10 protein-coding genes are annotated in these 12484 nt (G+C 70.0%); 9 read left to right on the top strand and 1 reads right to left on the bottom strand.

What is annotated here, in order from left to right:
* Positions 1–24: 24 nt before the first annotated feature.
* The 9 genes from ftsW (at position 25) to BM536_RS22725 (ending at position 8703) form a co-directional block, all read left to right on the top strand.
* On the top strand, positions 25–1377 hold the full coding sequence (gene ftsW / locus BM536_RS22765) for a putative lipid II flippase FtsW (protein ID WP_073493524.1): 1353 nt from the start codon (positions 25–27) through the stop codon (positions 1375–1377).
* Positions 1378–1383: 6 nt separating this feature from the next.
* Positions 1384–2481: an undecaprenyldiphospho-muramoylpentapeptide beta-N-acetylglucosaminyltransferase gene (gene murG / locus BM536_RS22760; RefSeq protein ID WP_073493526.1), complete on the top strand. Its 1098-nt coding sequence runs from the start codon at positions 1384–1386 to the stop codon at positions 2479–2481.
* A gap of 26 nt (positions 2482–2507) precedes the next feature.
* Entirely contained in the window at positions 2508–3302 is a 795-nt protein-coding gene (locus BM536_RS22755) for a cell division protein FtsQ/DivIB (RefSeq protein WP_073493528.1), read from the top strand.
* 287 nt (positions 3303–3589) lie between these two features.
* The gene (gene ftsZ, locus BM536_RS22750) at positions 3590–4801 is read left to right on the top strand and encodes a cell division protein FtsZ (RefSeq protein WP_073493530.1); all 1212 of its coding nucleotides are present in this window, start codon (positions 3590–3592) and stop codon (positions 4799–4801) included.
* Complete coding sequence (pgeF, locus tag BM536_RS22745; protein ID WP_073493532.1) at positions 4798–5562, top strand: peptidoglycan editing factor PgeF; 765 nt, start codon at positions 4798–4800, stop codon at positions 5560–5562. The genes ftsZ and pgeF overlap by 4 nt, the downstream gene beginning before the upstream one ends.
* Before the next feature lie 6 nt (positions 5563–5568).
* Positions 5569–6288, top strand: coding sequence for a YggS family pyridoxal phosphate-dependent enzyme (locus tag BM536_RS22740; RefSeq protein WP_073493533.1), 720 nt, complete (start codon positions 5569–5571; stop codon positions 6286–6288).
* Between the two features lie 127 nt (positions 6289–6415).
* Positions 6416–7057 (top strand): cell division protein SepF, encoded by a 642-nt coding sequence (locus BM536_RS22735; RefSeq protein WP_073493561.1) that lies wholly within the window; start codon positions 6416–6418, stop codon positions 7055–7057.
* Between the two features lie 63 nt (positions 7058–7120).
* Positions 7121–7405 (top strand): YggT family protein, encoded by a 285-nt coding sequence (locus BM536_RS22730; protein WP_020129925.1) that lies wholly within the window; start codon positions 7121–7123, stop codon positions 7403–7405.
* Positions 7406–7458: 53 nt separating this feature from the next.
* Positions 7459–8703, top strand: coding sequence for a DivIVA domain-containing protein (locus tag BM536_RS22725; RefSeq protein ID WP_073493535.1), 1245 nt, complete (start codon positions 7459–7461; stop codon positions 8701–8703).
* Between the two features lie 186 nt (positions 8704–8889).
* Here the strand turns inward: BM536_RS22725 and ileS are convergent, their stop codons facing one another.
* Entirely contained in the window at positions 8890–12036 is a 3147-nt protein-coding gene (gene ileS / locus BM536_RS22720) for an isoleucine--tRNA ligase (protein ID WP_094103395.1), read from the bottom strand.
* Positions 12037–12484 lie beyond the last annotated feature (448 nt).

Raw genomic sequence — 12484 nt, 5'->3', positions numbered from 1 at the left:
TGCCGACGTTCACCGGAGGCCGCGGTGCCCGGTAGCCGTACCGGGCGGCCGCCCGCCCAGCGGGTCGTCCGCAGACCCGTTGCCGGGCCGCCGCGGGACAACCCCGCACTGCGGCTCTACACGCGTGCCCGCAGGGCCTGGGACCGGCCGCTGACCGCCTACTACCTGATCCTGGGCGGCAGCCTGCTGATCACCGTGCTGGGGCTGGTGATGGTCTACTCGGCCTCGCAGATCACCGCGTTGCAGATGTCGTTGCCGGGCTCGTTCTTCTTCCGCAAGCAGTTCCTCGCGGCCGCCATCGGCGGGCTGCTGATGCTGGCCGCCTCGCGGATGCCGGTGAAACTGCACCGGGCGCTGGCCTATCCGATCCTCGCGGGCGCCGTCTTCCTGATGGCCCTGGTGCAGGTGCCGGGGATAGGGATGTCGGTCAACGGCAACCAGAACTGGATCTCGCTCGGCGGCTCGTTCCAGATCCAGCCCAGCGAGTTCGGCAAGCTCGCGCTGGTGCTGTGGGGCGCCGACCTGCTGGCCCGCAAGCAGGACAAGAGGCTGCTGAGCCAGTGGAAGCACCTGCTGGTGCCGCTCGTGCCGGTCGCCTTCATGCTGCTCGGGCTGATCATGCTCGGCGGCGACATGGGGACGGCGATCATCCTCACGGCGATCCTGTTCGGCCTGCTGTGGCTGGCGGGCGCGCCCACCCGCCTCTTCGCGGGCGTGCTCTCGATCGCCGCCCTGATCGGCGTGATCCTCATCAAGACCAGCCCGAACCGCATGGCCCGGCTCGCCTGCATCGGCGCCACCGAACCGAAGTCCGGGGCGGCCGACTGCTGGCAGGCCGTGCACGGTATCTACGCCCTCGCCTCGGGCGGTATCTTCGGTTCCGGGCTCGGTGCGAGTGTGGAGAAATGGGGCCAACTCCCCGAGGCGCACACCGACTTCATCTTCGCCGTCACGGGTGAGGAACTGGGTCTCGCGGGGACGCTGTCGGTGCTCGCCCTGTTCGCGGCTCTAGGCTATGCGGGTATCCGCGTGGCCGGACGCACGGAGGACCCCTTCGTCAGGTATGCCGCGGGAGGCGTGACCACCTGGATCACGGCCCAGGCCGTGATCAACATCGGTGCGGTGCTCGGCCTGCTGCCGATCGCCGGTGTCCCGCTCCCGCTGTTCTCCTACGGGGGATCCGCCCTGCTGCCGACCATGTTCGCCATCGGGCTGCTGATCGCCTTCGCACGCGACGAGCCCGCTGCGCGGGCCGCGCTTGCGATGCGGCAGCCCCGCTTTGGTAGAAAGCGGGGAGCCGGGGGCCTCACGGGGGCCCGGAGATGGAACACGATGAGACGGCGTGCCTCGGCGGCGCGTACGTCCGGAGAGCGGTGAATTTCGGTGCATGTCGTACTCGCTGGTGGGGGGACCGCCGGCCACATCGAGCCCGCGCTCGCCCTCGCGGACGCCCTGCGCAGGCAGGACCCCTCGGTGGGGATCACGGCCCTGGGCACGGAGCGCGGTCTGGAGACCACGCTCGTACCCCAGCGGGGTTACGAGCTCGCGCTGATCCCCGCGGTGCCCCTGCCGCGCAAGCCGACCCCCGAGCTGATCACCGTCCCGGGTCGGCTGCGCGGCACGATCAAGGCGGCCGAGCAGATCCTGGAGCGCACCAGGGCCGACGTCGTCGTCGGCTTCGGCGGATACGTGGCCCTGCCCGCCTATCTCGCCGCCAAGCGCCGGGGCGTGCCGATCGTCATCCACGAGGCCAACGCCCGCCCCGGCCTGGCCAACAAGATCGGCTCGCGGTACGCCGCCCGGGTCGCCGTCTCCACGCCCGACAGCAAGCTCCGCGACGCCCGCTACATCGGCATCCCGCTGCGGCGCTCCATCGCGACCCTGGACCGCGCCGCCGCGCGCCCCGAGGCGCGGCACGTGTTCGGCCTCGATCCCAACCTGCCGACGCTGCTCGTCTCCGGCGGTTCGCAGGGCGCCCGCCGCCTCAACGAGGTGGTCCAGCAGGTCGCCCCCTGGCTCCAGCAGGCCGGCATCCAGATCCTGCACGCGGTCGGCCCGAAGAACGAACTGCCGCAGGTCCAGCAGATGCCGGGGATGCCCCCGTACATCCCGGTACCGTACGTGGACCGGATGGATCTCGCGTACGCCGCGGCCGACATGATGCTCTGCCGGGCGGGCGCGATGACCGTCGCCGAACTCTCCGCCGTCGGGCTCCCCGCCGCCTACGTCCCGCTGCCCATCGGCAACGGCGAGCAGCGGCTGAACGCCCAGCCGGTGGTCAAGGCCGGCGGCGGTCTCCTGGTCGACGACGCGGACCTGACGCCGGAGTGGATCCGGGAGAACGTCCTGCCCGTGCTCGCCGACCCGCACCGGCTGTACGAGATGTCCCGCGCGGCCGGCGAGTTCGGCCGCCGGGACGCCGACGACCTGCTCGTCGGCATGGTGTACGAGGCGATCGCCGCCTCCCGTGCACACCATTAGGCACGACTGACGAAAGGGCAGGGAGCGTGGCCGGATCCGCCACCGCCGAGCGCGGGGCACGTCAGCAGGAGTCGTCCGGCCCGCCCCTGGTCCGGCGGCTCGGTCCACGCCGGCTTCGTACGATCATCATCATCGCGCTCGCCGTCGTCCTCCTCGGCGCCGGCGTCACGTGGCTGCTGTACGGCTCCCGGTGGCTGCGCGTGGACCGCGTCTCCGTCTCCGGTACGGCAGTTCTGACGCCGGCACAGGTCCGCGAGGCCGCCGCCGTGCCGGTGGGCTCACCGCTGGTCTCCGTCAGCACCGGCGCGATCGAGGATCGACTGCGGGAAAGGCTGCGCCGAATCGACTCGGTCGACGTCACCCGTTCGTGGCCCGACGGAATCAGTCTGAAAGTGACTGAGCGTACGCCCGTCCTGCTTGTTCGGAAGGGGCGGGACTTCGTCGAAGTGGACGACGAAGGAGTCCGGTTCGCCACCGTTTCCCAGGCACCCAAGGGCGTCCCGCTGCTGGAATCGGAACTCTCCCCCGCGAGTTCGGCCTCCGCGAGCCTGCGCCGCTTCGGCGAGGACCGCCTCGTCCGCGAGGCCGTGCGGACCACCGGCGCCCTGCCGCCCGCGGTCGCCCGGGACACCCGCGTCGTCAAGGTCCGTTCCTACGACGACATCTCGCTGGAGTTGAGCGGCGGACGGACCGTCGTGTGGGGGAGTGCCGAGAACGGCGCGGCGAAGAGCCGTACCATCCTCGCTCTGATGAAGGCTTCACCGGGCGCACGGCACTTCGATGTCAGTGTTCCCACCGCCCCTGCGTCAGCGGGGAGTTGACGCACATCCGCGCAGGCCAGCACCCTGGTTGGGCAGTGACACGGCTGATCACATAGGGTGAAAAGAAAAACGGGAGGTTCGGCGTGTTCGTTGAACGGGCGCCACTTGTCGACTTAGTGTCCTGTTCAGAAGACTTCAAGGAACAGGCACACTGGTAACCCTAAACTTCAGCGTTAGGGTTCGGGTCGGCGAAACGGACCGTCCCATTCGGCATCAGTCGCCGGATCGTGGAGCGCAGAGCGTCTCGCGAACCAGCGACACGTAACTCGAGGCGAGAGGCCTTCGACGTGGCAGCACCGCAGAACTACCTCGCAGTCATCAAAGTCATCGGTGTCGGCGGCGGTGGTGTCAATGCCATCAACCGGATGATCGAGGTCGGTCTCAAGGGTGTCGAGTTCATCGCCATCAACACGGACGCCCAGGCTCTGTTGATGAGCGACGCCGACGTCAAACTCGACGTCGGCCGCGAACTCACCCGCGGACTCGGCGCCGGAGCCAACCCGGCCGTCGGCCGCAAGGCCGCAGAGGACCATCGCGAGGAGATCGAGGAGGTCCTCAAGGGGGCCGACATGGTCTTCGTGACGGCCGGTGAAGGTGGCGGCACCGGCACCGGCGGCGCACCCGTCGTGGCCAACATCGCACGCTCCCTCGGTGCCCTCACCATCGGTGTGGTCACGCGCCCGTTCACCTTCGAGGGACGGCGCCGTGCGAACCAGGCCGAGGACGGTATCGCGGAACTCCGCGAAGAGGTCGACACCCTCATCGTCATCCCCAACGACCGGCTGCTGTCCATCTCGGACCGCCAGGTCTCCGTCCTCGACGCGTTCAAGTCGGCGGACCAGGTCCTGCTCTCCGGTGTCCAGGGCATCACCGACCTCATCACCACGCCCGGTCTGATCAACCTCGACTTCGCCGACGTCAAGTCGGTCATGTCCGAGGCGGGTTCGGCCCTCATGGGCATCGGTTCGGCCCGCGGCGACGACCGCGCGGTGGCCGCCGCCGAGATGGCGATCTCCTCGCCGCTGCTCGAGGCGTCCATCGACGGCGCCCGGGGCGTGCTCCTGTCCATCTCCGGCGGCTCCGACCTCGGCCTGTTCGAGATCAACGAGGCCGCCCAGCTGGTCAGCGAGGCCGCGCACCCCGAGGCCAACATCATCTTCGGTGCGGTCATCGACGACGCGCTCGGCGACGAGGTCCGGGTCACCGTGATCGCGGCCGGCTTCGACGGGGGCCAGCCCCCGGCCCGCCGGGACACCGTCCTCGGCTCGGCCTCCTCGTCCTCGTCCTCCTCCGCGCCCCGCCGCGAGGAGCCCACTCCGGTACGGCAGTCCGAGAGCCGTCCGAGCTTCGGCTCGCTCGGCAGTGTGACGCCGAAGGAGGACCCGGCGCCGGCGCCCGAGCCGGTGGCCGACATCCCGGTCGCCCCGCCGGTACCGCCGTCCCGGAGCTACTCGGACAGCGCGGCCGAGGAACTGGACGTGCCGGACTTCCTGAAGTGATAGGGCAGCGCGGACACGCGAGCGGCGCGCACTTCGCCTTCACCGACCGGTGGGGCGGGGTGAGCGCCGCTCCGTATGAGGAGCTCAACCTCGGCGGCGCGGTCGGCGACGACCCCGAGGCCGTACGGGCCAACCGGGAGTCGGCGGCCAGGTCGCTGGGTCTCGAAGCGGACCGGGTCGTCTGGATGAACCAGGTGCACGGCGCGGACGTCGCCGTCGTCGACGGTCCCTGGGGCACGGGGGTCCCCCCGCTCGAGCGCGGCCGGGAGCGGGGGAGCGCGGTGCCCGAGGTCGACGCGATCGTCACCCGGGAGCGGGGGCTCGCCCTCGCCGTGCTCACCGCCGACTGCACGCCGGTCCTGCTCGCCGACCCGGTCGCCGGTGTCGTGGGCGCGGCCCACGCCGGCCGGCCCGGGATGGTCGCGGGGATCGTACCCGCCGCCGTACGGGCCATGGTCGGACTCGGCGCCGAGCCGTCCCGGATCGTCGCCCGCACCGGGCCCGCCGTCTGCGGCCGGTGCTACGAGGTGCCGGAGGCGATGCGGGCCGAGGTGGCCGCCGTCGAGCCGGCCGCGCACGCCGAGACGAGCTGGGGCACTCCCGCGGTCGATGTGACCGCCGGGGTGCACGCGCAGCTCGACCGGCTCGGGGTGCACGACCGGGAGCAGTCGCCGGTGTGCACGCGCGAGTCGAAGGACCACTTCTCGTACCGCCGCGATCGCGCCACGGGGCGACTCGCGGGATATGTCTGGCTGGACTGATGGCGCATGACGGACCGTAAGGGTGAACTCGCCGCGAATCTGGCGAATGTGGAGCGGCGTATCACGGCCGCGTGTACGGCGGCCGGGCGCAAGCGGGAGGAGGTGACCCTGATCGTGGTCACCAAGACCTACCCGGCGAGCGATGTGCGGATCCTGTCGGAACTCGGGGTCCGGCACGTCGCCGAGAACCGGGACCAGGATGCGGCACCCAAAGCCGCGGCCTGCTCGGATCTGTCCCTTTCCTGGCACTTCGTGGGCCAGTTGCAGACCAACAAAGTGCGCTCCGTGGTCGGTTACGCGGATGTCGTGCAGTCTGTCGACCGCGCCCGGCTGGTCACGGCCCTGTCCAAGGAGGCCGAGCGGGTCGGACGCGAGGTGGGCTGCCTCATCCAGGTGGCGCTCGACGCGGGCGAGAGCGCGCGGGGGGAGCGGGGCGGTGTCGCGCCGGGCGGGATCGCGGAGTTGGCCGACCTCGTCGCCGGCGCTCCGGGGCTCCGGCTCGGTGGGCTGATGACAGTCGCACCTCTGACCGGGGAGTACGCCGGACAGCAACAAGCGGCGTTCGACCGGTTGATGGATTTGTCGACTGACCTGCGCCGAACCCATCCTGCTGCGAACATGGTCTCGGCAGGGATGAGTGCGGACCTCGAACAGGCTGTGGCGGCCGGGGCGACACATGTACGCGTCGGTACCGCGGTACTCGGAGTCCGCCCCAGGCTCGGGTAACGTCGCCAGGAAGTCGGACCACAGCAGAAAATATGGTCAATTACCGCCGAAAGGCGGCATGAGGACCACGTGGATCGCGGGACTGGCAGTCGTCAGCGGATCCACCACAGAGCGGAGGACTCAGAGCATGGCCGGCGCGATGCGCAAGATGGCGGTCTACCTCGGCCTCGTGGAGGACGATGGGTACGACGGCCGGGGTTTCGACCCCGACGACGACTTCGAACCCGAGCTCGATCCTGAGCCCGAGCGTGATCACCGACGGCACGAGCCGTCGCACCAGTCGCATGGAGCACATCAGTCCCAAAGGGACGAAGAGGTACGAATCACGCAACCGCCCGTGCCGCGGGAGCCGGTGGCCAGATCCGCTTCGCCAGGCGCGGAATCCGGGCGTCCGGCGCGTATCGCGCCCGTGGCATCCATCACACAAGAACGTCAGTCCCTGGAGAAGAACGCACCGGTGATCATGCCCAAGGTCGTGTCCGAACGAGAGCCGTACCGGATCACCACGCTCCACCCCCGGACCTACAACGAGGCCCGTACCATCGGGGAACACTTCCGTGAGGGCACCCCGGTGATCATGAATCTGACCGAGATGGATGACACGGACGCGAAGCGACTTGTCGACTTTGCGGCTGGTTTGGTGTTTGGTCTTCACGGCAGCATCGAGCGGGTGACGCAGAAGGTGTTCCTGTTGTCGCCTGCTAACGTCGATGTCACGGCGGAGGACAAGGCCCGCATCGCAGAGGGCGGGTTCTTCAACCAGAGCTGAGACGCACGACCGGAACAGCAGTGACGAGAAAGTACGTAAGCAGGGGAGAGGGAAGCACCGAACATGAGCGTGGTCCTGGATGTCGTCTACATCGCGCTGATGGTCTTCCTCATCGTGCTCATCTTCCGGTTGGTCATGGACTACGTCTTCCAGTTCGCCCGCTCATGGCAGCCCGGCAAGGCGATGGTGGTCGTTCTGGAGGCCACCTACACTGTCACCGATCCACCGCTCAAGCTTCTGCGGCGGGTGATCCCGCCGTTGCGTCTCGGGGGCGTGGCGCTCGACCTGTCCTTCTTCGTACTGATGATCATCGTCTACATCCTGATCTCGATCGTGAGCCGGCTGTGAGCGATGTGAACTACCGTCTTGCCGAATGCCGACGACTACGTTGAGGTGAAGAGATGCCGTTGACCCCCGAGGACGTGCGGAACAAGCAGTTCACGACCGTCCGCCTCCGAGAAGGCTATGACGAGGACGAGGTCGATGCCTTCCTCGACGAGGTCGAAGCCGAACTGACCCGCCTGCTCCGGGAGAACGAGGACCTGCGCGCCAAGCTGGCCGCTGCCACGCGTGCTGCTGCCCAGAACCAGCAGAACATGCGCAAGCCTCCGGAGCAGCAGGACCAGCAGCAGGGGATGCCCCAGCAGCAGCAGGGTATGCCCCAGCAGGGGATGCCGCAGCAAGGCATGCCGCAGCAGGGGATGCCGCAGGGCATGCGCGGACCGGGCGCCCCGGTGCCCGCCGGCATATCGGGCCCGCCGCAGCAGATGGGTGGCCCCATGGGTGGCCCGCCCCAACTGCCGAGCGGTGCCCCGCAGCTGCCCGCCGGCCCCGGCGGCGGCCAGGGTGGTCCGCAGGGTCCCGGCCAGATGGGCCAGGGACAGATGCAGGGCCAGATGCAGGGGCAGATGGGCCAAGGTCAGATGGGCCAGGGCCAGATGGGCCAGGGTCCGATGGGCCAGGGTCCGATGGGCGGCCAGCACCCCATGCAGCAGCAGATGGGCGGCCCCATGGGCGGTCCGATGGGCGGCCACGGTCAGGGCCCCGGTGGCGACAGCGCCGCCCGTGTCCTCTCGCTGGCCCAGCAGACCGCCGACCAGGCGATCGCCGAGGCCCGTTCCGAGGCCAACAAGATCGTCGGTGAGGCGCGTTCGCGTGCCGAGGGCCTCGAGCGCGACGCCCGTGCCAAGGCCGACGCCCTGGAGCGGGACGCGCAGGAGAAGCACCGCGTCGCGATGGGCTCCCTGGAGTCCGCCCGCGCCACGCTGGAGCGCAAGGTCGAGGACCTGCGCGGCTTCGAGCGCGAGTACCGTACGCGCCTGAAGTCGTACCTCGAGTCCCAGCTGCGTCAGCTGGAGACCCAGGCCGACGACTCCCTCGCCCCGCCGCGCACTCCGGCCGCTGCCTCCCTGCCGCCGTCCCCGGCGCCTTCGATGGCTCCGGCCGGCGCGAGCGCCCCGTCCTACGGCGGCGGCAACCAGGGCATGGGTGGACCGGGTCAGGCCGGCCCGTCGTACGGCGGCCAGCAGCAGATGTCTCCGGCGATGACTCAGCCGATGGCGCCGGTGCGTCCGCAGGGTCCCTCCCCGATGGGGCAGGCTCCCTCCCCGATGCGCGGCTTCCTCATCGACGAGGACGACAACTGACGGCCAGTAGTACGCCTTAGGCGTCGGCAGCGTTCACAGGGCGTGGGCCCCGGATTCCGATCCGGGGCCCCGCCCTTTTTCCGTGCGTCGGCGGCGATGCCGGCCGCGTCCGGCGGACGCCGGGCAAGCCGAAGGGCCCGGTCCCCCTCGGCGGGGAGACCGGGCCCTGGGTGAGCACCGCGGGCGCTACGCCTTGCGCAGGCGGAACGTCAGGGTCAGGGCCTCGTCCGTGAACGGGGCGCCGTAGGTGTCGTCCGCCTCGCCCTGCGCGAAGTCCGTGGCGAGGACCTCGTCGGCGATCAGGGCCGAGTGGCCGGCCAGCCCGTCGACGGTCGCCGGGTCGGTCGCGGTCCAGCGGAGCGCGATGCGGTCGGCGACGTCGAGGCCGCTGTTCTTGCGGGCCTCCTGGATCAGGCGGATCGCGTCACGGGCCAGGCCGGCTCGGCGCAGTTCCTCGGTGATCTCCAGGTCGAGCGCGACCGTCGCGCCCGAGTCGGACGCCACCGACCAGCCCTCGCGCGGGGTCTCCGTGATGATGACCTCGTCGGGAGCGAGGGCGACGGTCTCGCCGTCGACCTCCACCGACGCCGTGCCCTCGCGCAGGGCCAGGGAGAGCGCGGCCGCGTCGGCGTTCGCCACGGCCTTGGCCACGTCCTGGACGCGCTTGCCGAACCGCTTGCCCAGAGCGCGGAAGTTGGCTTTGGCGGTCGTGTCGACCAGGCTGCCGCCGACCTCGGAGAGCGACGCGAGGGCCTCGACGTTCAACTCCTCGGTGATCTGCGCGTGCAGCTCGGGGGAGAGCGCGTCGAAGCCGGTGGCGGCGATGAGCGCGCGGCGCAGTGGCTGGCGGGTCTTGACGCCCGACTCGGCGCGCGTGGCACGGCCCAGCTCGACGAGGCGGCGCACCAGGACCATCTGCTTCGACAGCTCCGGGTCGATCGCGGAGAGGTCCGCCTCCGGCCAGGACGCCAGGTGCACCGACTCGGGAGCGCCCGGGGTGACCGGAGCGACCAGGTCCTGCCAGACCCGCTCGGTGATGAACGGGGTCAGCGGGGCCATCAGCTTCGTGACCGTCTCGACGACCTCGTGCAGGGTGCGCAGCGCGGCCTTGTCGCCCTGCCAGAAGCGGCGACGCGAGCGGCGTACGTACCAGTTCGACAGGTCGTCGACGAACGCCGAGAGGAGCTTCCCGGCGCGCTGGGTGTCGTAGGCCTCCAGCGCCTGGGTCACCTGGTCGGTGAGCGCGTGGAGTTCGGACAGGAGCCAGCGGTCGAGGACGGGGCGGTCGGCGGGGGCCGGGTCGGCCTCGGAGGGGGCCCAGCCGGACGTGCGGGCGTACAGCGCCTGGAAGGCGACCGTGTTCCAGTAGGTGAGCAGGGTCTTGCGCACCACCTCCTGGATGGTGCTGTGACCGACGCGGCGGGCCGCCCAGGGGGAGCCGCCGGCCGCCATGAACCAGCGGACGGCGTCGGCGCCGTGCTGGTCCATCAGCGGGATCGGCTGGAGGATGTTGCCCAGGTGCTTGGACATCTTGCGGCCGTCCTCGGCGAGGATGTGGCCGAGGCAGACGACGTTCTCGTAACTGGACTTGTCGAAGACCAGGGTGCCGATCGCCATCAGCGTGTAGAACCAGCCGCGGGTCTGGTCGATGGCCTCGCTGATGAACTGCGCCGGGTAGCGGGACTCGAAGAGTTCCTTGTTCTTGTACGGGTAGCCCCACTGCGCGAACGGCATCGAACCCGAGTCGTACCAGGCGTCGATGACCTCGGGCACGCGCGTGGCGAGCTGTCCGCAGTTCTCCTGCGGGCAGGCGAAGGTGACCGCGTCGATGTACGGACGGTGCGGGTCGAGTGCGGACTGGTCGGTGCCGGTCAGCTCGGTCAGCTCCGCGCGCGAGCCGACGACGGTGAGGTGGTCGTCCTCGCAGCGCCAGATCGGCAGCGGGGTGCCCCAGTAGCGGCTGCGGGAGAGCGCCCAGTCGATGTTGTTGTTCAGCCAGTCGCCGAAGCGGCCGTGTTTGACCGTGTCCGGGTACCAGTTGGTCTTCTCGTTCTCCTGGAGCAGGCGGTCCTTGACGGCTGTGGTGCGGATGTACCAGGACGGCTGCGCGTAGTAGAGCAGCGCGGTGTGGCAGCGCCAGCAGTGCGGATAGCTGTGCTCGTACGGGAGGTGCTTGAAGAGCAGGCCGCGGCTCTGGAGGTCTTCGGTGAGCTTCTCGTCGGCCTTCTTGAAGAAGACGCCGCCCACCAGCGGGACGTTCTCCTCGAAGGTGCCGTCGGGGCGGATCGGGTTCACGACCGGCAGGCCGTACGCCCGGCAGACCTTGAGGTCGTCCTCACCGAAGGCGGGGGACTGGTGGACCAGACCGGTGCCGTCCTCGGTCGTCACGTACTCGGCGTTGACGACGTAGTGGGCGGGCTCCGGGAACTCGACCAGCTCGAAGGGACGTTGATACGTCCAGCGCTCCATCTCGGCGCCGGTGAAGGACTCGCCGGTGGTCTCCCAGCCCTCGCCGAGCGCCTTCTCGACGAGCGGCTGTGCGACGACGAGGTTCTCCTCGCCGTTCGCCACGACGACGTAGGTGACGTCGGGGTGCGCGGCGACGGCCGTGTTGGAGACCAGCGTCCAGGGGGTCGTGGTCCACACCAGGAGCGCGGCCCGGCCTGCCAGCGGACCGGAGGTGAGAGGGAAACGGACGTACACCGAAGGGTCGACGATCGTCTCGTAGCCCTGCGCCAGCTCGTGGTCCGACAGGCCCGTCTCGTCGCGGGGGCACCAGGGGGCCACGCGGTAGTCCTGCACCAGCAGGCCCTTGTCGAAGATCTCCTTGAGCGACCACCACACCGACTCGACGTACTCGGGGTCCATGGTGCGGTAGGCGTCGTCCAGGTCGACCCAGTAGCCCATGCGGTTGGTCAGCTCGGTGAACGCGTCGGTGTGGCGCGTCACGGAGTCACGGCACCTGGCGTTGAACTCGGCGATGCCGTACGCCTCGATGTCCTGCTTGCCGGTGAAGCCCAGCTCCTTCTCCACCGCCAGCTCCACGGGCAGGCCGTGGCAGTCCCAGCCGGCCTTGCGGGCCACGTGGTAGCCGCGCATGGTGCGGAAGCGGGGGAAGACGTCCTTGAAGACGCGGGCCTCGATGTGGTGGGCGCCCGGCATGCCGTTGGCGGTGGGCGGGCCCTCGTAGAACACCCATTCGGGGCGACCCTCGGACTGTTCCAGGCTCTTGGCGAAGATCTTCTGCTCGCGCCAGAAGTCGAGCACGGCGTGCTCGAGGGCGGGCAGGTCGACCTGGGCGGGTACCTGGCGGTACTGCGGCTGCGTGTTCAACGAGCTTCCTCCGGCGGATGTGCTGCCTTCCGTCGGAGGGACGAGAGCCTTGTCCACGCCGTGTGCGGCGCGCTCCCGCGGTACCACCCTCCTTGGCCCTCCGGTGCGCCGTACGCGCCGGGGAGCCCCCTCATTGGGGTCGCGATGCCGGTTCTACCAACCCTTGCGGGTCTTCTTCCGGCGGCTCCGGGGTGATCTTCGCGTCGCGCTCGCCCCCGGGCTTCCACCGTCCCCGGGTCGCTCTGGGCTGCGTACGCCGCTACTCGTCCCCATCCACGCTTCTCGCTGCGCCCAGTGTACGGCGCCGCAGGGGCGGCGGCCGACCGGTTTTCGGGCTCCGCGGGCCGGGGGCTCGCGGCGGTCCCGGATGACCCGAATGGCGAGGGGCGCGGGTTCGGGCTCCGGGAGTGCGGACCGGGCGGATTACCCGGCGGGGAGCTGGGCACAA

The sequence above is a fragment of the Streptomyces phaeoluteigriseus genome (assembly GCF_001896135.2).
Taxonomy (GTDB): Bacteria; Actinomycetota; Actinomycetes; order Streptomycetales; family Streptomycetaceae; genus Streptomyces; species Streptomyces phaeoluteigriseus.
The sequence above is the reverse complement of the archived record's forward strand: the minus strand, read 5'-3'. Positions and strand labels throughout refer to the sequence as shown.

Coding starts and splice junctions, on each gene's coding strand:
- BM536_RS22740 (WP_073493533.1), top strand. CDS start 5,569: ATGACGGACCGTAAGGGTGAACTCGCCGCGAATCTGGCGAATGTGGAG.
- BM536_RS22735 (WP_073493561.1), top strand. CDS start 6,416: ATGGCCGGCGCGATGCGCAAGATGGCGGTCTACCTCGGCCTCGTGGAG.
- BM536_RS22730 (WP_020129925.1), top strand. CDS start 7,121: ATGAGCGTGGTCCTGGATGTCGTCTACATCGCGCTGATGGTCTTCCTC.
- BM536_RS22725 (WP_073493535.1), top strand. CDS start 7,459: ATGCCGTTGACCCCCGAGGACGTGCGGAACAAGCAGTTCACGACCGTC.